Below are 20701 nucleotides of genomic sequence, written 5' to 3' on the forward strand. Positions count from 1 at the left end.
AACGCTGCCCGAAGGGTTCGTTTGGCGGCGCTTTGGGCTTTGTCACTCGTTGCTCACATAGAATCACTATGCTACGCGCCTCGTTTCGCGCCCCAAACGCCGCCAACTCGAACAAAACCTAACCACCAAACGTCAACACGCTCTAGTCACAGCGGACTTTTTAAAGGGCCGGGCGCCGCTTGTTTTGTTTGATCTCGCACCGCCTTCGGATTTTCGCTGGCAATCTGGCTGCGGCGTTCTACCTTTAACGTTTCAGTCGTTGTGAATAAGCGAACTCTAACATTGCAGCAGTCCAATATACCTTCCTGGTTACAACAGCAAAAACTCCAAATCACCGGCCAGTTTCTCGACTCGTTATGGCGCGATTTTTTAATCCTGACGGCGGTAGTGTTGCCGGTGTCATTGTTGCGGATCTTCCAAACAGGCTGGCTCAATCTGTACGCCGTACATCTGACCATTGCCACAGTCGTCATTGTCACGGCGCTGAACCGGCAACGTTTATCCGTGCAGTTAAAAGGTTTTTTGATTATCACCGTGATGCTGGTGTTGGGCGCGGGTGGTTTGTACAGCTTTGGTCTGGCGGCCAACGGTACTTTCTGGTTGATTTGTGGCTGCCTCATCACCGGTTTTTTGTATTCAGCCCGCACTATGTATTTGGTTTGTGCGTTGGCGCTGACCATCTTCCTGACGATTTTTGCCGGCTATAGCAGCGGACTGCTGCATACCCAAACCAATCTCGATGTATACATGCAGAGTATCAGCGCCTGGCTGAATTTCCTGCTGACCGCGGTGATGATGGTGTTTATCCTGCATCGCGCGGTACAGGCACAACAACAGCAACTGATGGCGGTGACACAACACCAATACCGGCAATGGCTGGATGATTTACCGCTGGCGCTGGAAGTGGTCGACCTGCAGCAAAAAACTTATTACCACAATCACGCGGCGAGCCGTTTGTTTGGCCAGGATAGTCAGGCTGGCATGCCGCTACAGATGATGGCGCACCTGCGTGATAAAACCAGCGGCATGCCTATGCGGGCCGCTCAGTTACCGGCGATGGCGGCACTTCGCGGTGAAAACCTGTTTATCGATGCCGCGTTGCTGCAAACCAGCAGAGGTGAGACTGTGGTGCGCTGCTGGGGCTGGCCCGGTTATCTCGAAACGGGCGAGATCGGCTATGGCATCACCGTATTTGAAGACATCAGCCGCCAGGCGCTGGCAGAACAACATAAAAACGAATTTATCGCCAACGTCAGTCATGAACTGCGCACCCCACTGACCGCAATCCGTGCCAGTATCGGTTTAATTATGGGCGGCGCTTTGGGTGACATTCCGAAACGCGCCGAAGATATGGCACGGATCTGCCAGCAAAATTCAGAACGTTTGTTGTTTTTAGTCAATGACTTACTCGACCTGCAGAAGATTGAACAAGGTAAGCTCGAAGTGACGGCGATCCCGGTCGATGCCAGTCAATTGCTGCGCGCCTGTGCGCAGAATCTGCAGGGATATGCTGAGGAATTTGGCTCCAAAATCCTGTTTAACGACCAGGCGCCGCATGCGGTGGTGAATCTGGACCCGGACCGGCTGCAGCAAGTGATTGCGAATCTTTTATCCAATGCCGTGAAGTTCTCGCCAAAACATAGCGTGGTGATGATGTGGGCACGCTGCGAGAACCATCAGCTGATTATCGGCGTACAGGACCAAGGGTACGGTATTCCGGCCGCGCAACAGAGTAAAATTTTTGAGCCTTTTGTACAGCTGGAGCCGCAACCTGATCAAAGCCATCCCGGCACCGGTCTTGGTTTGTCGATCAGTAAAAAACTGGTGGAATATATGGGCGGGCAGATTAGTTTCAGCAGTCAGGAAGGCCTCGGCACCACCTTTGAATTGCGTTTTGCGTTGCTGGTTAATCCTTAACAGCCGCCGATGAATACTGGGCTCAGAAACCAAATAAATCTGGTGTTGAGGGCGGTTGATCGGCTTCGAGGCTGGCGTCGGGCTTACCGGCCAGTCGCGCGGCGTCGCGGCGGGCGCGGCGTTGTTCCAGCAGTTTCAGAATGCGGGCGCGTTCGGCGGCCGGTTTCTGATGCCAGTTAAAGCGTTCATCCCGCGAGCGCAGACACCCCATGCAATAACCGCGGTTATTGCTCTGGCACACCCCGATACAGGGGTTGGGTAAGTCAAACAGCTCGAGTTGGTCCATAGCACCTGATGTGGTGGCAGCGCCGGCCTGAATCGCGGATCCCTTGAGTCTACCCAATCTGCAGCCACACTGCCAAGCCGCTGACCTTGCTGATTCTGTCGCCAAGCCCTGTACAAATGTTAATCCACAGCCGTTTTGACGGCTGATTTCGCTAAAACGGAAAATAACTGTTGACTTAGGCCGTGCAGACGGCTATTTCTAATAGCGTTTTGCTGTGGCCGATGTGCCATCGCCGTTTTCAGACATATAACCAACAGAGTTATTGCAACAAACATTATGCGTAAAACAACCATCCTGAACATTATTGTGGTCCTCGTAAACGTGGTGATTATTAGTCGCCGCGGGGGCTGCTGTTTGGGACTGAGACCGTAAAATAATCAGATTCCAACAAAACCCCCGCACCGCAAGGTCCGGGGGTTTTGTACTTTCTGGGCCTGTGAAAAAAATGCAGGCGGCGGGAATTGGCGGATTAGCAAAGCGACTACAGCCGGCACAGGCCGGACAGACAGAGGATACGGGTATGACAGGCGCAGAATTGGTAGTGAAATTATTAACAGAGCACGGCGTGCATTCCGTGTTCGGTTATCCGGGCGGGGCAATTATGCCGATCTACGACGCGCTCTACCAAAGCCCGGTCAAACACTACCTCTGCCGTCATGAGCAAGGCGGCGGTTTCAGCGCTATCGGTTATGCCCGCGCCAGCGGCCAGACCGGCGTTTGCCTGGCCACTTCCGGCCCTGGCGCGACTAACCTGATCACTGCTTTAGCCGATGCGCTGCTGGATTCTGTGCCGGTGGTTGCCATCACGGGTCAAGTGTCGCAAGCGGTTGCCGGCACCGATGCGTTCCAGGAAGTCGACGTATTGGGCCTGAGCTTAACCTGCACCAAACACAGTTTTTATGTGCGCGATGTCGCCGATTTAGCCGACACCCTGCGCGAAGCTTTTGTGTTAGCGCAAAGCGGCCGGCCTGGTCCGGTGCTGGTTGATATCCCAAAAGACGTGCAGTTAGCGCAAGTGGATTACCAACCGCTGCATTTGACCACCGCCACCGCTGCGCCAGATTGCTCCGGCCTGGCCACACAAATCGCTGCCGCCCGGACCTTGCTGCAGCAAGCGCAAAAACCGATGGCCTACATCGGTGGCGGTGTGCATATGGCCGATGCGTTGCCGGAACTGAATGCCTTTTTAACCGCCACCGGCATGCCGTCGGTCACCACGTTAAAAGCGATGGGCTCGGTGGAAAAAGCCAATCCGTTGTATTTAGGCATGCTCGGCATGCACGGCACGCAGGCGGCGAATATCGCAGTGCAACAAACTGATTTGCTGGTCTGTTTAGGCGCCCGTTTTGATGACCGGGTGACCGGCAACCTGAAGAAATTCGCGCCGGAAGCTAAGGTCATTCATATCGATATCGACCCGGCTGAAATCAACAAGTTACGTATTGCTGATGTCGCCATGTTAGGCGATTTAAAAGCGCTTTTGCCCGCCATCACAACAGCTGGTGATTACAGCCAATGGCAGGCGCACTGCAGCGCGCTGAAAAACCAGCACGGCTGGCGCTACGACCATCCGGGCGAGCGCATCTTCGCGCCGTTATTACTGAAACAGCTGAGTGAGCGGATGCCGGACAATTCGGTGGTTAGCTGCGACGTTGGCCAGCATCAGATGTGGGTGGCGCAGCATATGCGCTTTAACTCGCCACGCAATCATTTATCCAGCGGTGGCCTCGGCACTATGGGCTTTGGCTTGCCAGCAGCGATTGGCGCCAAAATCTCGCGGCCGCAGGATACCAGCGTACTGGTGACCGGCGACGGCTCTTTTATGATGAACGTGCAGGAACTGGCGACGATCAAACGCTTCCGCCTGCCGGTCAAAATCGTTGTGATCGACAACCAGCGCCTCGGCATGGTGAAACAATGGCAACAGCTGTTTTTCGCCGGTCGCTACAGCGAAACCGATTTATCTGACAACCCGGATTTTGTCTCGCTGGCCGCTGCTTTTGCCATTCCAGGCCACAGCATCAGCCACAAAGACGAAGTGGAATCGGCCTTAGACGCCATGTTCAGCTGGCCAGGCCCTTATTTGTTACACGTACGCATCGACGAAACGGACAACGTCTGGCCATTAGTACCGCCAGGTGCCGCCAACCACGACATGATGACCGACTTACCCCAGTGGGAGGAATAACCATGAGCAACGCAGCCAAAAGCCACCAGCATACTTTGACGATCCACACCCGGCATGAAGCCGTCGCGATTGAGCGTTTATTGCAAGTCACGCGCTACCGCGGTTTTACTTTGGCCGGTCTTGAATTAAAGCCGCTGGCTGATTTGACTGGTTTACTGATAACCTTAAGCGTGGTCAGCGACAAGCCGATCAGCCTGTTGGTGAACCAGCTGAATAAACTGTACGACGTGCTGGATTTGGAGCTGCATCAGGCCGAAGCCGGTGCGCTGCGGGCGTGATTCGGAATACGTTGAATGGATTGGTAACGGGCGGGTACAAGACCCGCCCCTACGGCGCCATCTCTGATCCGAAATTAACGTAGGGGCGGGGTTCACCCCCGCCCGCAACGGGCGTGAAAATGCCCAATGCGAAGACGAAATTGTAGGGGCGGGGTTCATCCCCGCCCGCAACGGGCGTGAAATCCGCCCGTTAAAAACGTAAAAAAACAACAGCACGGGCACCCCATAACCGCCCGGCATGATCACTGCCACAGGCAGTGACGTTACAACCAAGTGGCCCTGAACCCAAAACCCGATGCTGGCGCATTCATTTTCTTAAACGCCGCATCACTCAATTTGTAAATGCAGGAGTAAATTGCATGCCTAAATTACGTTCAGCCACGACCACCGAAGGCCGCAATATGGCGGGTGCCCGTGCCTTGTGGCGCGCTACTGGTGTCAAAGACACCGACTTTGGTAAGCCGATCATCGCCGTGGTGAACTCGTTCACTGAATTCGTGCCGGGCCATGTGCACCTGCGCGATCTCGGGAAGCTTGTCGCTGCAAGTATTGAAGCCGCCGGCGGTATCGCCAAAGAATTCAACACCATCGCCATCGACGACGGTATCGCCATGGGCCACGGCGGTATGCTGTACAGCCTGCCGTCGCGCGAAATCATCGCTGACTCGGTCGAGTATGTGGTCAATGGCCACTGCGCCGATGCGATGGTTTGTATCTCTAACTGCGACAAAATCACGCCGGGCATGCTGATGGCCGCACTGCGCCTGAATATCCCGGCGATCTTTGTTTCCGGTGGCCCGATGGAAGCCGGCAAAACCAAGCTGTCGGACCAAATCATCAAACTCGATTTAGTCGATGCGATGGTGTCTGCCGCCGATCCGAAAGTGTCAGACGAAGACAGCGAAAAAATCGAGCGTAGCGCCTGCCCAACGTGCGGTTCCTGTTCCGGCATGTTCACTGCCAACTCGATGAACTGCTTAGTGGAAGCTTTAGGTTTAGGTCAGCCGGGCAATGGTTCAATGCTGGCGACCCACGCTGACCGCCGCGAACTGTTTATCAGCGCCGGCACGCGCATTATGGACCTGACGCGCCGTTGGTATCAGCAAGACGACGCCAGTGCGCTGCCGCGTTCAATCGCCAATAAAACCGCCTTTGAAAACGCCATGATGCTGGATATCGCGATGGGCGGTTCCACCAACACAGTACTGCATTTACTGGCTGCCGCCATTGAAGCCGAAGTTGATTTTGGCATGGCCGACATCGACCGCTTGTCGCGCATCGTGCCGCATTTATCCAAAGTGGCGCCGTCGACGCAAAAATACCATATGGAAGATGTGCACCGCGCCGGTGGTGTGGTCGCCATTCTGGCCGAGTTACAACGCGCTGGCCTGGTGAACCCGGACACGCCGCATGTCGCCGGCAGTTCGCTCGGTGATGTATTAAGCCGTTTTGATATCGTCACGACGCAAGATCAGGCAGTAAAAGATTTCTACCGCGCCGGCCCGGCCGGGATCCGCACCACGCAGGCGTTTTCGCAAAACTGCCGCTACCCGACACTGGACGATGACCGTGAAAACGGCTGTATCCGCAGCAAAGAACATGCGTATTCGCAGGACGGTGGCCTGGCCGTGTTATTCGGCAACCTGGCGCCAAACGGCTGTATCGTCAAAACCGCCGGTGTAGATAAAGACAACCTGGTGTTTAACGGCGTGGCGCGGGTGTTTGAATCGCAGGACGACGCCGTGACCGCTATTTTAGGTGGCGTGGTCAAAGCCGGTGATGTGGTGGTGATTCGCTACGAAGGGCCAAAAGGCGGCCCGGGTATGCAGGAAATGTTGTACCCAACCAGCTACTTAAAATCGATGGGCCTCGGCAAAGCCTGTGCTTTAGTCACCGACGGTCGCTTCTCTGGCGGCACGTCTGGCCTGTCGATTGGCCACGTGTCACCGGAAGCAGCCAGCGGCGGCGCTATTGCGCTGGTTGAAGATGGCGACGGCATCGACATCGATATCCCGAACCGCAGTATTAATATTCGAATTTCTGACGAAACTCTGGCGGCGCGCAAAGCCGCCATGGACGCCAAAGGCAAACAAGGCTGGAAACCGGTGGACCGCACCCGTTACGTCAGCCCGGCTTTAAAAGCCTATGCCTTACTGGCGAGCTCGGCCGACAAAGGCGCAGTGCGCGATTTGTCCAAGCTGGAAGACTAATAGTTTCAGGCCGGTGCTGTGGGTACGAAGCCACAGCCCGGTTCATCAGAAAGGCGAGAAAAAATGACTGCGTTACAACAAGTGCCCGTGTCTGTTGCAGAAAAGGGCGCTGCTGCACTCCATGCCCATCCGGCAGACGAACGCGCTGCTTTGCAACAACATTATCTGCGCGAAATATTGCTGTCGCCGGTGTATCAGGCGGCGGTCGAAACCCCGTTGCAGACGATGCCAAAACTGAGCAAACGCTTAGGCTGCCAGGTCGAGCTAAAACGCGAAGACCATCAGCCGGTGTATTCATTTAAGCTGCGTGGCGCTTTTCATAAGCTGCATAAAGTAGCGGCCAAAGCCACGGCAGCCGGCACTTTAGACAGCACGCGGGTCATTTGTGCATCTGCTGGCAACCACGCGCAGGGCGTGGCTTTGTCAGCCAGCAAACTGGGCTTGCACGCCACTATTGTGATGCCAATCACCACGCCGGAAATCAAAGTCAGCGCGGTACGCGGTTTTGGCGGCAATGTGCTGCTGCACGGCACGGCGTTTGACGAAGCCAACCGCCACGCTATCGAATTGGCGAAAAACACCGGCGCCATTTATATCCCGCCGTTTGACGATGTTGATGTGATCGCCGGACAAGGCACTGTTGCGAAAGAACTGCTGACGCAAAACAATCAGTTAAGCGCGGTATTTATTCCGGTTGGCGGCGGTGGCTTATTGGCCGGCATGGCGGTCTATATCAAAGCCGTGCTGCCGAATGTGCGGGTGATTGGCGTAGAGCCGGACGACGCCGCTTGTTTAGAGGCTGCCCTCAAAGCTGGTGAACCGGTCACATTAGACCGAGTCGGCTTGTTCGCCGATGGTGTCGCCGTTAAACGCATCGGTACTGAAAATTTCAAATTAGCCCAGCTGTTTTGCGACGAAGTGGTGACAGTTTCCAGCGACGAGATCTGCGCCGCCATCAAAGACATCTTTGAAGACTTACGCGCCGTGGCCGAACCGGCCGGTGCTTTGGCGTTAGCGGGCCTGAAAAAATACGCCCAGCAACATAGCCAGACCGGCGATGTGACTGAGCAAACGCAGCTGGCGGCGGTATTAAGCGGCGCGAACCTGAACTTTGACACGCTCAGATACGTGTCCGAGCGCTGTGAACTGGGTGAGAAAAAAGAAGCGGTATTCGCCGTCACCATCCCGGAAGAAAAAGGCAGTTTCCGCCGCTTCTGCCAGACGCTCGGCGGCCGCGCCATCACTGAATTTAACTACCGCTACGCCAGTGACAACAAAGCGCATATTTTTGTCGGTATTAAGCTTAGAAACGGCGCACAAGAACTGGCACAAGTCACGCAAGCACTAACGGACGCTGGCTACCAATTCCAGGATTTATCCGACGACGAACTGGCCAAACTGCACGTCCGCCACATGGTCGGCGGCATGCCACCACGCCTCGTCAACGAACAAGTCTACCAGTTCAACTTCCCGGAATACCCTGGCGCCCTGATGAACTTCCTCAACACCCTCGGCGAGAAATGGAACATCACGTTATTCCACTACCGCAACCACGGCGCCGCCACCGGTGATGTGATGGCTGGGTTTGAGATTGCCGAACCTTCTGAGATTGAAGGGCACTTAGAGGCTTTGGGTTATCCGTATCAGCTGGTGAGTGGAAATAGTTCTTATAAGACTTTTTTGACTGCTGGGTGAAATTACTATGTCACATCAGTCTTACGAGGAATGCGCGCCCCCGTAAGACTGTATTATTTTTCGACAACCTGATCGTATATCTTTAGATATATTTGACGTCAACTTCCTGTCTTATTTTCGCGTTATTTTTTCAATTTGTTCAGCTGTCATTGTCTTTAATAAAAAGGATAACCCTAGAGCTTTAACTTTTTGTTCAAATGTACCAAGTGGTATTGACCAGTATTCTTCTAAGAAATTTAGCATTAAAATGCCACGTTTAAGAATTTCATACTCGTCCCATTCTCTACATGATGAAACTTCAATTTCTGAATAACTGCCATATCGATATCCAACTTTATTAGTATCATCACCAACTTTATCAGGAAAAGGTTTGTTACTTAGGGACGAATTCTTTGGCTGAGATAAAGCCAACAGATTGCCAAGTGAGTTTCTGAGAAGCTTCTTTTCGTGTGGTTTAAATTTAGCGAAACGATCAGTCCAGTATTTTTCTCGCGCTCTCTGTGGGTAAATATGCTCAATAGATGTGTAGTTGTCATCGAATATTTCAGATGAAAAAACATCCCAATCTATTTTTATCCTGCTTGATTTAGATTTCTTCTGTAGGTGCGATTCATATTCATATAAAAAATAATTTATCGCTTTCCAACCATAGTATCCTTGACTGCCTTTCACCCAATCGCTGATTATTTCTAATGATGTGTCTTCTTTTAGCCATGAACTAGATATGTTGTTGTAAGAAGTGGTTAATTGCTCAATGGTTATTTCATCTTTTATGTATTTTGCATGTTCGGTTATCATGTTTTTTTCAACGCTTGATATTCTTCCGAATCTAAGTGTTGCAAGAAAGGCAAGTTTTTCGTATGATTTTAAATAATTTATTCTTTTCTTAGCGTCATGTTCTTTTATGTACACAGCCAAAGTAGAGTGTCGTGGGCTATAGCCTAACAATCGACAAATACGTTCAAGCAGCAAACATTCTTCTGGTTTGAAATTTCCGTCCTGAGGGGTGCTAAGTTTATAGTATATCTCGACCGTTCTTTTTAAATCTAAGGAGTACTTATGTATTTCTTTACAGGTTATTTCCGGTAGCTCTTCGCCAGTATTATTCCTCCTTCTGCGGACAAAAACTTTACCAAGAAGAAAATCACCAGCCCTATCTACAATTCTCTCGAGTTTTCTCATGTGGAGGTATGAATCGTCTTCATCTTTTACGGGTTTTTTATTTATTTCTTTGTTGTAGTATATGAAAAGATGAGATCCAAGGAAATCATCATCCTTGAGCAATCGTTTATCATTTTTGCCAAGATAGTGATAGACAGATTTCCATGCTTCGTTAATGTCTCTTCTAACTTTTATATTGTCAGAATTGTTTGGAAGGTGTGCAGATAAATAGATAAGTCGATTCTTTAAAAGTTCTAGGTTTGTTAGCGGTTTACCACGGTTGTTCATCGTTTCAAATGCAACGAAAACATCAATTTCTTTCGATATTTCATAAGCGTTAAAAACCAATTGCTGAGTTATTGTTCTAAAAATTTTTTCCGCTTCGGATATCGATAGTTGTTGTATTTTTTCGCAAAAAAAACTCTTTAGCATTCATTAAATTTTTTGTGTATATGGTGTATTCTGTTGCATGGTGTATGCTGGATGTTTCTTCAAATATAGAGCTTTTGAGATACTCATAGCTCGGATTATCTTTTTCATATCCAAAAATATACGACCTTTCTATGGAGTCAGCTTTGCAGTCAAATATATACTTCCTTCGCAAATCACTTATCATAGTGTGGTTTATAAATTTTGAGTTTTCAGCTTCAAATTTTTTAATTATGCAAAATATTGCAATGGTAATTGTTGTTATTCTTTGTTGTCCATCTACAATGTAATATGGCCTGAAGTTTCTGTGATTCATAATCCATGCATCTTCCTCCCATGTTTTCCAAGATGATTCTGGAACATCTTCAAGAGTGAGAACCCCAGTATAGTGTCTCTTTTCTTCATCAAGCTGTTCAATGTCAGACCAGAAATCTTCCAATTGAGAATTATTCCAAGAATACCCTCTTTGGTAATCTGGTATTCTAAATATATTTTCATTGAAAATCTTTGATACAGTTAATAGTTCAGTTTTCATTATGCAGATCCAATATGAAATAATAATATTGAAATTTAATGTATGTAAATCAATAGAGTCAAGCCGTGCATTTTGCCTAAAAATAATTGCCAATAATGGGGTCAGGTCTTGCCCCGCGCCCGTTATTTTTCTTTCTTTACTACTGACCTTACAATTACTATCTATTCGACACGCACTGCTATATATCCCAATATATATGCGATTGCGCCAAACCTTAGAACTATTATTTTGCTCCATTTCGAAGAAAATTCTTTATTTCTTTTGATGTAAAATGATTACCTTACCACCTTGCTGCCCAACGTTTTCTTTTTCTTTTACAGAGCCGTCGGGTGTGGGCGGTTGTTTCGGGCCAGGGACCATAGGCACGGAAATCGGCAGGTTTTACTGGCGTGCCGTATGTGTGCAGCGAAATGGACTGCCGATTTTTATTGCGTCTGATAAGCCATCGTTTCATTTGTGCTCTCTGCCTTAAGCCAGAAATCCGGTACTATCCAACTGTCACTTTCACCAATTCCCGAAAAAACCGAATCGCTTTATCCAGCTCATCCCGTTTGACCAAATGCGGATTTTTCGGGTCGTGACTCGACCGGCCCTGATGCACTACTTCTCCGCGTAAGGCCAGATATTTATTCAGTTGGGCACAAGCAGCCACTTTGTCGAAGTTATTCCACTGCCACTGATCTGTGACATCAAACTGCAAAAACTCCACACTCAGTTGCCGGACTTTATTGCTGTTTGGGTTATTCAGTTGGTTGATAGATTCAGTGAATTTTTTCTGGATATAGTCGCCGGCAAAACTGCCTTTTAAAGCGGTGAGCTTTTGGCACATCTGTGCTTTTAGCCAGCTTTCGATAAAGGTTTCCCAAGCGGTCAATGTCATCACCAGCGCGGCGCGTTTCAGTACTTCATTGTCTTTTCGTTCGGCAGGTGAGAGTTTGTCGAACAGCTCAAGCAGCCGCTCTGCATCAGATATGGCGGTATCAAAAATAGCAGTGGGGTTTTCCGGCGCGGCAGTGGCTGTCGTTGCAGTCTGAACCATCCATGTCCTCCTGATTGCCAAACCCGCTACTGTGGCGGGTGGCTTGTCACAATTCATCCAAATTAAAACAGCCAACAGCTGCTGACAAGGGTTATATCGGGACAAAGGTTAATCAATTCTAAACACTGACACTAGTTGCCGAAATTGAAATTATTGTCTAAGCACAACTATTTTTTGGTCTTAGTGGCAGTGAGAGTAGAGATTAGAATAGTCCTGGTCTTCATAAATTGGTTTCGGCATCTAATCAGCCAGCACTTTCTCAACAGTCCTAGATACTGAAGTAGCATGTCGTGGGAGTAAGTTGTAACGATACATGGGTCTTTATTAACAAGTTAGACGCTGCGCAAGCCGACGCTCTCTAGATTTAAGAGTCGGCTTGATTAGCAAGATTGTTATCTCGTGAAGTTAAAGCCGATGGCAAATGAAACCCAAACTTTATCTTGGTATTGCCATTTTTCCCCAATATCACCAGATAAGTGATCTTTCCCAACTATCACAGCAATATCCCAGTCTTTGGCGATTTCGAAACTGACACCGGCACCATAAGTTAGGCCGCTTTTGCTCTCTACTTTTTCTGTGCCTATCTCACTAGTCGCAATTTGCGAAATACCTGCAGTTCCTAGTATTTCGAATCTTTCAAACTTATAAGAAATATAGGGGCCTACGGTAGAATCACTATAAATATCACCACTTCTTAGTTTAAATGGGATTACCAGCAATCCGGTACTGATACCACCTATTCTTTTATAATTTGACTTTTGAACTTCGTTGACTCCCTTTTTGCATAATTTAAAAGGTTTAGAGAACCAATTGGATTCTTCTGAAGTAGCGGGTATTTGGTAGACGTGGACTATGGATTCTTCTAATGTTTGTGCAGAAGCATCTAATGTCTCTCTGAATCTTGAATCCTTGGGGAGTGTGTTTTTTTTCGCATCAGATTTTGTACAATCTCCATCGATATTAAGCATGTCAATTTCATATATGTTTCTGAATGAAGGTGTGAAAGAAAGATCAAGCGGCACTTTGGTTTTATCGTTGGTTCTGGGTTCTTTATTATCATTTGCTGTTGCTTGTGAACTAGCTACCAAGATTAAAAATAGAATTTTTTTTGCATTAAATATTTTCATTACTGTTTTCCTGATAATTATTTTGCCCAATGAGCATAAGTAAGAAGCAAAAAAACAAACGACTAAGCTTTCTATGTTTAGCTGAATTGGGCGTTAAAGGCCCATTATTTATAAGGGATTTTTCCTTATTGTTACCGTAATATATCGAGCAAGCATATTGGCTAAATTTTTGAATTAGCGTTTATTACTATGTTCAATAGCAAGAGCACTCAGAGGTCAGTTTTAAGCTTCACTACACTCTTTTTAGACCCTAAAGTGAAAATGCCGTTAACTAAGCTAGCAGTTCTTGTACCCAATTTCCTTATTGAGCAAAAAAAATTTTCCAAAAAACTCAGTGAATCAATTGGACTGCTTAACATGGTTCGAGATGAAAGGGCATCGAATTGACTTAATAAATTCTGGCGGTACAAGAGGGGGGATTGTTAGCCGTCATATCTATAAGGCAATGTAGAGTTACGTTTCAAGACTTCTAAAAATTCGTACGGCTTACTTCCAGATTTATGCACCACTTATGCTTTGCCATAAATTATTGGCGGCTTTAGTTATAGGCTGCCGACAGTGTGCAAGGCGCCAAACCCTCACTTCGCCCCTTTATGTTTAGCGTTCCAGGCGTTGAGCAGAACTGGCTCTGCCGCTTTTTCAACACAGGCGGTGACTTTGGTTTTGTCGCTGTCGAATTGGTTTTGACAGTCTTTGGCGACAGCAAATAATGCGGCCGTTGCTGTGTCTGTATCGATGTCGGTTATTTCGGTCAGGCAGAGATTAAAAAAGTACTCGCGGGCGGCGACCGGTTTGAGGCCGTCGGTGTTGTAGCTGAATTTCAGTAAGTGTTGCGGCAGGTCTTGTTGCCAGTAGCCGGCGGGGGCGGTGGGATAACGTTTTTGCAGCTCGGCTTCTGCGCCCTGACGCGGGAAGCCGTCAGCGCGCACTGTCATGATGAATTCCACCAGATCCGCTTGTTGTGTGCACAGGGTGCGTCCTTCAGTAGCGTTGGTTGCGGTGGCAAACTGTAGTGCCAGCAGGCCCAAAATCCCTTTGTATCTGTGCATTCCTATCATCCTGAATAGTTGCTCTGCCGCCGTGTTGGCAACAAGACGTTGAATAATCTAACAACCTGCAAATTGGTTGTCGATCAGCGGGAAACTAGGGCTGCTAAATATTCCCCTTATCCCAACATCAGTTTCGCCACCGCCAAACCCGATAAATAAGCGCCGTGGGTGGTGCCGGCATAGTCGGGGTGGGTGGCTTCGCCGGCGAAAAAGACTTGCTGGCCAAGCGGTGCGGCGAGGTGCTGGCGCATTGCCGGTGTTGCTCCGACCGGCAGAAATGAATAGGAGCCGTAACTGAACGGGTCTGAGGCCCAGCGGGTGATTTGATAACTCTGCGGCGCCGGGATTTGGTTGCCGAATATGGTTCGTAGCGTGGCCATGGCGCTGTCGACGATTTGCGGGTCGGTCAGTGCTTCGATAGCTCTGCCTTGGTCGGCGGCGTTAAAGCCAAGTAATACCGGCTTGCCGGTTGTGCGCAGCAGGCTGACCCATTCGGTCCATTCGCCGTGGCGGGGGGATATGTATTCCAGCCAGTCGACGTCATCCGGCCAGAAGGCCCGGTCAAAGCGCAGATAACATTTATTCAGCACGCCCATGCCCAGGCTGCGGATGGCGGCGCTTTTGGCCGGCGGTAATGGCGGGTTAAATTGCAGTCGGTTTTTCTTCAGCACGCCAAGCGGCACTGTGACCAGCACCTGGTCGGCTTGCCAGCGTTGTTTTGACGTGGTCACTTCGATCCCAGCTTTCGCATTAGCAGCGCTCCAATCAATGGCCTGCACCACCTCAGCCAGTTTGATCTGCAGGCCCGCCGCCAGATGATTGCTGATCAGCTGATAACCCTTAGCAAATAACACGTCTTCGCCGGCAAAAACTTTGCCGCTGTCATGCCAGAATGCCGAAAGCTGGTCGGCGCTGCCGGCGAATTCCTGTTCCAGCGTGCCGGACAGAATAAAATTGAGCCAGTCGGTATCTTGCCCGGTCAGCGTTGCACTGAGCTGTCCTGATCTTAGTGCTGCCAGCGCCGCGCGCACTGAGCTGTCCTCGTCTTGCTGCTGCGCCTGCTGTAGCAGCTGTTCAACCTGTTGCTTCAGCGCGTCCAGCCGTTTTTCATCGGCAGCACTGAGTGGCTGGCCGTTGCTGTGATAGACCACACTGCGCTCGTAGCTGGTTTCCAGCCGTGTGGCGTTGATCTCATCTGCCAGCTTGCTTAACGGATTGTCGTCGACGCCGTGGATCCAGCTGGCGCCTAAATCGACCGGTAAATCCGGCCACTGTTGGCTGGTCCAAAGCCGCCCGCCAATCCGGTCACGCGCTTCCAGAATAGTAACATCATGGCCCTGGCGGCTTAATTCGCGGGCGGCGGCAAGACCAGCCAAACCGGCGCCAATCACCAGAACACGTTTTTTGCCGGCAGCCCCGGCTGGCCCCAACAGCGGCCTTGCCAAGGCCGGGCTGCTGGCCAGCAGCAACACACTCAGTAAGCGTAAAAAATCACGTTTTTGCATGCAGACACCTGCTACTTGCCTCAGGTCATGATTGCGCTAACTGTAGCTGGCGCACCTAACCGCCGCAAAAAGAAGTGCCAGCAGTGGGTTATGAACTTCGAGGAGCACTGGATCGGATGATTCGTGCAGCTCCTCCGTCATGACTTCTTAATGCGTTATCTGAACCTGACAAGTAGCCTCCGCCATTGTGCTGAGTTATGCTTTGCGGTATCCCTGCTTTTTCATCTGCCTATTTCACGAGGACTTGTCATGTCGCTGGATCTCAGCCCACTGCTGAAAGCCGTCAATCGTTTGCAGGAAGGCTGGCAACGTTATCAACAAGATGTCTCTGATACGCAAATTCGCGATGGTTTAGTGCAGCGCTTTGAATTTACCTATGAAATCAGCCACAAAATGCTGAAACGATTTCTAGAGCATACGGCAGCCAACCCTGAGCTTTTTGATGCGATGTCATTTGCTGATTTAATTCGCAGTGGCAATGAAAAAGGGCTGTTGTTGGGGGACTGGCCGGCGTGGCGGTTGTATCGCGATATGCGCAGCAAAACCAGTCACACTTATGATGAAGATGTTGCGCTGCAAGTGGTCGCTGGCATTCCGGCATTTTTGCGCGAAGCAGAATATCTCGCGGTGCAGTTGCAACAACGGTCGCAGCATGACTAAAGCGCTGATTCAGCCGGCAATGGACCCATCCGCCATGCCGCCGGCCGGGCTGCAGTTAAGCCTTGGGCAGTGGCAACAGGTACATGGTATTTTGCAGCGCCTGCTGGCCGGGTATCCGGTCTGGGCTTTTGGCAGCAGGGCAGAAGGCCGCAGCAAAGCCTACTCAGACTTGGATTTGGTGATTGTAAGTACCGAGCCGTTGCCATTGGCTTTGCTGGCAGAAGTCGCAGAAGCGTTCAGTGAATCTGATTTACCATGGAAAGTCGATTTGGTGGACTGGGCTACGACTTCGGAAGTGTTCCGGCAGCGGATTTTGGCGCACAAAGTAGTGCTGCAGTAACCTGTTTATCAAGCCTGGCTTTTCCCGATCCTATCTCGCTGGTCTCGGCGCGGCTCCCATCGCCTTCTGTGAATCTGTTTTACCCGACCAGGCTGCCCAGCCTTCAATAGTTTGCATGTTACCAGTTCAGATAACATTCATTTTCAAGCGGTTAGCTTCAAATTTTTCACCATATGGACATGTCATGACAACATTATTCCGCTTGTGCCTTTTGTTAACTCCGCTTTGTTTCACCGCCTGTACTATTCATAAAGTTGGCAAACACACTGCGGTCACTCTCGATACTGGCAATGACGTGGTGGATGCCGCGTCTTATGTGGTTGCAGGGGCTAAGTTGCAGAAAAAAATCCACGCCGAAAAACTGCGCAATGGCGAATTAAATAATCCGAACGATCCAGTGGTGAAGCAGATGAACGCGGCTTTCGAAAAAGCCAAAGACCGTAAACACGGCCTGGTGCCGGTGCAGCAGGATAGCGCCGACACCAGCCTGGTGGTCAAAAAGACCAGCCAGTCGGGCGGTGGTTAGTCGGCACAGCGTCGCGCCGCCCCCAAAAGCTATTCAGCTGCTCCCCGCAACTCCCGCCGCACCAACTCCGCCCCCGCTTGCAGCGCCTGTAATTTGCCCCGGGCCACTTCGCGTGGCAGTGGTGCCATGCCGCAGTTAGTGCAAGGGTACAGCTTATCGGCGTCGACAAACTGCAGCGCCTGGCGCAGCGTCGCGGCCACTTCTTCCGGCGTTTCAATGGCATGGTTTGCCACATCAATAGCACCAACCATCACTTTTTTGCCGCGGATCAGTGCCAGCAGTTCCAGCGGCACGCGCGAGTTATGGCATTCCAGCGAAATGATATCGATGTTGGATTGTTGTAGTTTGGGAAATATTTCTTCGTACTGCCGCCACTCGCTGCCCAGCGTTTTTTTCCAGTCGGTGTTGGCTTTGATGCCGTAGCCGTAACAGATATGTACCGCGGTTTCACACGGTAGCCCTTCGATGGCGCGCTCTAATGCGGCGATGCCCCAGTCATTTACCTCATCAAAAAACACGTTAAATGCCGGTTCATCAAACTGGATGATATCGACGCCGGCCGCAGCCAGTTCATGCGCTTCTTCATTGAGGATTTTGGCAAATTCAAACGCCAGTTCCTTGCGGCTTTGGTAGTGCGCGTCATATAGCGTGTCGATCATCGTCATTGGGCCTGGCAGCGCCCATTTAATTGGTTGGGTAGTTTGGCTGCGTAGAAACTTGGCATCTTCGACAAATACCGGTTTGGTTCGTGACACCGGCCCGACAACAGTGGGCACGCTGGCGTCATAACGGTTGCGGATGCGCACGGTCTGGCGTTGTTGGAAATCGACGCCGGCTAAGTGTTCGATAAAGGTCGTGACAAAATGCTGGCGGCTTTGTTCACCGTCACTGACGATATCAATGCCAGCTTGTTGTTGTTCGTGCAGCGCCAAACACAGCGCATCTTGTTTGCCGTCGTGAAGGGCTGCGCCGTCAAGTTTCCATGGCGACCACAGGGTTTCGGGCTCAGCCAGCCAGATGGGTTTTGGCAGGCTGCCGGCGGTGGAGGTGGGAAGTAATTTGTTCATAATGAATGCCTTATTGGAATCGGGAAGATCGGAACGCCAGCGCTTACGCATGCCGCGCAGACCATTGCTCAAGCAGCGTTTTATACGGTTTGATGAAGTGTTCCTCAGCGAACCGGCCTTGCTTGACGGCAAGTTGGCTGCGCTCTGCCCGGTCGTAGACGATTTTGGTGGTTGAATGCGCCTGACTGGTCAAATCCGGCTGATAACGCTGTCCTGCCACGGCGTGGGCGTTATAGATTTCCGGCCGGTAAATCTTCTGAAAGGTTTCCATCGTGCTGATGGTGCTGATCAGTTCCAGATTGCTGTAGTCGTTCAGCAAATCGCCAAAGAAATAAAACGCCAACGGCGCGACGCTGTTGTCCGGCATGAAGTAACGCACGTTCAGCCCCATCTTTTTAAAGTACTGCTCGGTTAAAGACGTTTCATTCGGCAGATATTCCACCCCCAGTACCGGATGACGATTGGCCGCGCGCTGATAAATCTTGTTGTCGGACACGCTTAGACAAATAACCGGTGGTTTTTGAAAGTGTTGCTGGTAAGCCGCTGAGTGGACAAAAGATTGGAATAAGCGGCCGTGCAGGTCGCCAAAATCGGCCGGAATACTGAATTGCGGCTGGTCTTTATTGTGTTCCGGCAGCAACACACTGAAATCATAGTCCCGCACGTAAGACGAGAAGTTATTGCCAACCAGCCCTTCAATCCGTTCACCGGTGCTGTGGTCAATGATGTTCGTTTTTAAGACTTCAATCGACGGAAAGGTATTGGCCGCATTTTCTATCTGGATCTCGACAGAAATAATCTCCAGCGCCACGCTATAGCGCTGGCCGGCCGGGTTGTCCCAGTGTGCCAGCGAGTTAAAGCGCTGATTGATCATCGAAAGCGTATTACGCAAATTCTGCTGCCGCTGCCCACCACGCGCCAGATTGGCAAAGTTGGTAGTCAGCCGCGTGCTGTCGGACGGATGATAATTCTCATCAAAACAAAGGCTTTTAATCGAAAATGTAAATTCGTGCTGCATGGTGATTGGCTTCCCATTGGCCTGCGACAAAACTGACTGTGCTTGTGGCGACGTCTGCACTGGCTTTTGCCACTCCAAGCTTTAATAGTTTTTGGATGGCTAGACGTTCAGATTTCGCTGTTGAGAAGATTTATACGCGCATGCGGATCGGAAGAAAAATGAATAATCAGTCATTCTGTTTGAGGAAAACTCAACTGCAGTGGTTCTTCAACCAGTGGCCAGCGGGCCGGCACTTGCAGCGCACCAGCCTGTACTTGTCTTGTTCAGGTTAAAACGCATACCGCACTTTTGCTGTCCACAGGCTCTGGCCGGGGGCTTGCCATAAATCTGCGATAGCAGGTAGCCAGGCTTGCTGTTGCCGTTCGGCGGTGAACAATTCGCCACCACGGTTATAGACCAGATAGAAGTCGGAGTAAGCGCCGAGTTTATAGCGCAACTTAAACTGGGCGGTCAGCCGGCGGTCTTCGAAGCTGGTATCCGTGGTGTACTGGCCGAAGGGCTGCAATTGTCGCTGGCGGATCTGCCAAACCTGTTCGCTGCGCGCATCCAGCAAGGCCCATTGCAGATGCAGGCCAAATTCAAGCTGATCGGTCAGCAGGCCGGCTGCTTTGATGTTCGTCGCGAACAATTCACTGTCATAGCTACTGATTTGATTGAAGCGATTGGCGATCAGCCAGCCGTCACCTTCACGGAAAAAGTTATTGAAGTTCAACGTCCAATTGGCGTGCGGCAGCCAGGTCAGGTCCAGACCAAATTGTCTCGCCAGACCGTCAAAACCCTGATCATCGAGCTGAACACTGGCGGCCCAGGTCAGCTGGCCAACATAAGGGCTGATATATAGCAGGCGCTGGCTCCAGGCTGACGGCAGCGCAAAAGCATCACTGCCATAACCGATATTGTCTTGCCAACCCGCGGTCTGATACACCAGTTGCAGTTCAGTCTGGGCGCCGTTGTCCAGCAGCAGCGCCATTAAATAGTCCTGTTTTGCCGCCAGTTTTAACCCAGCGTCGTCGGTCTGATAACTGAGTCTGAACTTGTGTTTCAGCCGGCTTAACCCAGCGATTTCAGGGCTGGTAGCGTAGCTGCCGAGCAACGCCAAATCGCGCCAGTTGTTACGCTGCATATAGCCTAAGTCATTGTTATCAAAACTATCGTCAAGACGCAGCAGTTCAACGCCGAGGTCAAAGCTCGGTGTAAACTGATATTTGCCGGCGGCCAACAGCGCTACCCCCTGATTGTCAGGGTTGTCAGCGGTTGACGGGTTAGCATGCCCTTGCTGGATATCACTGCGCGACAACGCGGTTTGCCACGACCAGGTATTGCTTTGGTATTGACTGTCCCAGGTCAGCGTTTCAGCAGTGCGCTGCAGACCCGGCCGCTCGGTGCGGGTTGCCAGCAGTCCACTTTGCCACTGTTGATTACGCCAGGTGGTGCGGGCGGCATAAAAGGCTTTGCCAGCGCCGGAGGCCAATGAATCTTCCTGGACGGCAAAAGCACCGAAATTGACGGATTCGCCCTGGTGGGTCGCGCGGACCGCCGCGTCGATTGGCGTGATAAAAGTACTGCCATCGTCACTACCGGCTCCGATCCGGCGCGTGTGGATCATCTGGCTGTCCTGCAACGATAAAGTACTGAACAGGCTGAGGTCCTGGGTGAAAAACGGCCTTTTAT

General features: G+C 50.7%; 18 protein-coding genes. 8 read left to right on the forward strand and 10 right to left on the reverse strand.

The window, feature by feature from the left end:
- Positions 1-282 precede the first annotated feature (282 nt).
- Positions 283-1917 (forward strand): sensor histidine kinase, encoded by a 1635-nt coding sequence (locus ACFFJP_RS16065; RefSeq protein ID WP_377246387.1) that lies wholly within the window; start codon positions 283-285, stop codon positions 1915-1917.
- Between the two features lie 22 nt (positions 1918-1939).
- On the opposite strand, the gene ACFFJP_RS16070 is transcribed toward ACFFJP_RS16065, so the two are convergent.
- Complete coding sequence (locus tag ACFFJP_RS16070; RefSeq protein ID WP_377246390.1) at positions 1940-2203, reverse strand: DUF1289 domain-containing protein; 264 nt, start codon at positions 2201-2203, stop codon at positions 1940-1942.
- 520 nt (positions 2204-2723) lie between these two features.
- Here ACFFJP_RS16070 and ilvG point away from each other — a divergent pair.
- The 4 genes from ilvG to ilvA all read left to right on the forward strand — a co-directional run bounded on the left by ilvG (position 2724) and on the right by ilvA (position 8574).
- Positions 2724-4391 carry an acetolactate synthase 2 catalytic subunit gene (gene ilvG / locus ACFFJP_RS16075; protein WP_377246393.1) on the forward strand — a complete coding sequence of 556 codons (1668 nt, stop codon included), beginning with the start codon at positions 2724-2726 and terminating at the stop codon, positions 4389-4391.
- Between the two features lie 2 nt (positions 4392-4393).
- Positions 4394-4669, forward strand: coding sequence for an acetolactate synthase 2 small subunit (gene ilvM, locus ACFFJP_RS16080; RefSeq protein ID WP_208932749.1), 276 nt, complete (start codon positions 4394-4396; stop codon positions 4667-4669).
- Between the two features lie 359 nt (positions 4670-5028).
- Positions 5029-6879, forward strand: coding sequence for a dihydroxy-acid dehydratase (gene ilvD, locus ACFFJP_RS16085; RefSeq protein WP_377246396.1), 1851 nt, complete (start codon positions 5029-5031; stop codon positions 6877-6879).
- A gap of 150 nt (positions 6880-7029) precedes the next feature.
- The gene (gene ilvA, locus ACFFJP_RS16090; protein ID WP_377246547.1) at positions 7030-8574 is read left to right on the forward strand and encodes a threonine ammonia-lyase, biosynthetic; all 1545 of its coding nucleotides are present in this window, start codon (positions 7030-7032) and stop codon (positions 8572-8574) included.
- A 111-nt stretch (positions 8575-8685) separates the two neighbouring features.
- Here the strand turns inward: ilvA and ACFFJP_RS16095 are convergent, their stop codons facing one another.
- The 6 genes from ACFFJP_RS16095 to ACFFJP_RS16120 form a co-directional block, all read right to left on the reverse strand.
- Positions 8686-10167 carry a DUF262 domain-containing protein gene (locus tag ACFFJP_RS16095; protein WP_377246399.1) on the reverse strand — a complete coding sequence of 494 codons (1482 nt, stop codon included), beginning with the start codon at positions 10165-10167 and terminating at the stop codon, positions 8686-8688.
- The gene (locus ACFFJP_RS16100) at positions 10100-10699 is read right to left on the reverse strand and encodes a DUF262 domain-containing protein (RefSeq protein WP_377246402.1); all 600 of its coding nucleotides are present in this window, start codon (positions 10697-10699) and stop codon (positions 10100-10102) included. Before ACFFJP_RS16100 ends, ACFFJP_RS16095 begins: the two co-directional genes overlap by 68 nt.
- 487 nt (positions 10700-11186) lie before the next feature.
- Positions 11187-11738, reverse strand: coding sequence for a HEPN domain-containing protein (locus tag ACFFJP_RS16105; RefSeq protein ID WP_377246405.1), 552 nt, complete (start codon positions 11736-11738; stop codon positions 11187-11189).
- Positions 11739-12130: 392 nt separating this feature from the next.
- Positions 12131-12865: a hypothetical protein gene (locus ACFFJP_RS16110; protein ID WP_377246408.1), complete on the reverse strand. Its 735-nt coding sequence runs from the start codon at positions 12863-12865 to the stop codon at positions 12131-12133.
- Between the two features lie 578 nt (positions 12866-13443).
- Entirely contained in the window at positions 13444-13914 is a 471-nt protein-coding gene (locus tag ACFFJP_RS16115; RefSeq protein WP_377246411.1) for a hypothetical protein, read from the reverse strand.
- A gap of 116 nt (positions 13915-14030) precedes the next feature.
- A complete protein-coding gene (locus tag ACFFJP_RS16120; protein ID WP_377246414.1) occupies positions 14031-15419 on the reverse strand; it encodes a flavin monoamine oxidase family protein in 1389 nt (462 codons plus the stop codon).
- A gap of 249 nt (positions 15420-15668) precedes the next feature.
- Here ACFFJP_RS16120 and ACFFJP_RS16125 point away from each other — a divergent pair, with 249 nt between their 5' ends.
- The 3 genes from ACFFJP_RS16125 to ACFFJP_RS16135 all read left to right on the forward strand — a co-directional run bounded on the left by ACFFJP_RS16125 (position 15669) and on the right by ACFFJP_RS16135 (position 16945).
- Positions 15669-16079, forward strand: coding sequence for a nucleotidyltransferase substrate binding protein (locus ACFFJP_RS16125; RefSeq protein ID WP_377246417.1), 411 nt, complete (start codon positions 15669-15671; stop codon positions 16077-16079).
- Positions 16072-16419: a nucleotidyltransferase family protein gene (locus ACFFJP_RS16130; protein WP_377246420.1), complete on the forward strand. Its 348-nt coding sequence runs from the start codon at positions 16072-16074 to the stop codon at positions 16417-16419. The genes ACFFJP_RS16125 and ACFFJP_RS16130 overlap by 8 nt, the downstream gene beginning before the upstream one ends.
- A 184-nt stretch (positions 16420-16603) precedes the next feature.
- Positions 16604-16945 carry a hypothetical protein gene (locus ACFFJP_RS16135; RefSeq protein WP_377246423.1) on the forward strand — a complete coding sequence of 114 codons (342 nt, stop codon included), beginning with the start codon at positions 16604-16606 and terminating at the stop codon, positions 16943-16945.
- 29 nt (positions 16946-16974) lie between these two features.
- On the opposite strand, the gene ACFFJP_RS16140 is transcribed toward ACFFJP_RS16135, so the two are convergent.
- From ACFFJP_RS16140 to ACFFJP_RS16150, 3 genes are all read right to left on the reverse strand, one after another.
- On the reverse strand, positions 16975-18012 hold the full coding sequence (locus ACFFJP_RS16140) for a methionine synthase (RefSeq protein ID WP_377246426.1): 1038 nt from the start codon (positions 18010-18012) through the stop codon (positions 16975-16977).
- Between the two features lie 43 nt (positions 18013-18055).
- Positions 18056-19030, reverse strand: a complete 975-nt coding sequence (locus ACFFJP_RS16145) for a DUF1852 domain-containing protein (RefSeq protein WP_377246429.1) — start codon at positions 19028-19030, stop codon at positions 18056-18058.
- 268 nt (positions 19031-19298) lie between these two features.
- Positions 19299-20701, reverse strand: a 1403-nt coding sequence (locus tag ACFFJP_RS16150; RefSeq protein WP_377246432.1) for a hypothetical protein, incomplete at its 5' end; no start/stop codon positions are given.

This window comes from Rheinheimera tilapiae (genome assembly GCF_042432165.1).
Taxonomy (GTDB): domain Bacteria; phylum Pseudomonadota; class Gammaproteobacteria; order Enterobacterales; family Alteromonadaceae; genus Pararheinheimera; species Pararheinheimera tilapiae.

Bases quoted from the DNA above. Each gene is read 5' to 3' on its own strand.
- ACFFJP_RS16070 (WP_377246390.1), bottom strand. From the start codon at position 2,203: ATGGACCAACTCGAGCTGTTTGACTTACCCAACCCCTGTATCGGGGTG.
- ilvG (WP_377246393.1), top strand. From the start codon at position 2,724: ATGACAGGCGCAGAATTGGTAGTGAAATTATTAACAGAGCACGGCGTG.
- ilvM (WP_208932749.1), top strand. From the start codon at position 4,394: ATGAGCAACGCAGCCAAAAGCCACCAGCATACTTTGACGATCCACACC.
- ilvD (WP_377246396.1), top strand. From the start codon at position 5,029: ATGCCTAAATTACGTTCAGCCACGACCACCGAAGGCCGCAATATGGCG.
- ACFFJP_RS16095 (WP_377246399.1), bottom strand. From the start codon at position 10,167: ATGCTAAAGAGTTTTTTTTGCGAAAAAATACAACAACTATCGATATCC.
- ACFFJP_RS16100 (WP_377246402.1), bottom strand. From the start codon at position 10,699: ATGAAAACTGAACTATTAACTGTATCAAAGATTTTCAATGAAAATATA.
- ACFFJP_RS16105 (WP_377246405.1), bottom strand. From the start codon at position 11,738: ATGGTTCAGACTGCAACGACAGCCACTGCCGCGCCGGAAAACCCCACT.
- ACFFJP_RS16110 (WP_377246408.1), bottom strand. From the start codon at position 12,865: ATGAAAATATTTAATGCAAAAAAAATTCTATTTTTAATCTTGGTAGCT.
- ACFFJP_RS16115 (WP_377246411.1), bottom strand. From the start codon at position 13,914: ATGCACAGATACAAAGGGATTTTGGGCCTGCTGGCACTACAGTTTGCC.
- ACFFJP_RS16120 (WP_377246414.1), bottom strand. From the start codon at position 15,419: ATGCAAAAACGTGATTTTTTACGCTTACTGAGTGTGTTGCTGCTGGCC.
- ACFFJP_RS16125 (WP_377246417.1), top strand. From the start codon at position 15,669: ATGTCGCTGGATCTCAGCCCACTGCTGAAAGCCGTCAATCGTTTGCAG.
- ACFFJP_RS16130 (WP_377246420.1), top strand. From the start codon at position 16,072: ATGACTAAAGCGCTGATTCAGCCGGCAATGGACCCATCCGCCATGCCG.
- ACFFJP_RS16135 (WP_377246423.1), top strand. From the start codon at position 16,604: ATGACAACATTATTCCGCTTGTGCCTTTTGTTAACTCCGCTTTGTTTC.
- ACFFJP_RS16140 (WP_377246426.1), bottom strand. From the start codon at position 18,012: ATGAACAAATTACTTCCCACCTCCACCGCCGGCAGCCTGCCAAAACCC.
- ACFFJP_RS16145 (WP_377246429.1), bottom strand. From the start codon at position 19,030: ATGCAGCACGAATTTACATTTTCGATTAAAAGCCTTTGTTTTGATGAG.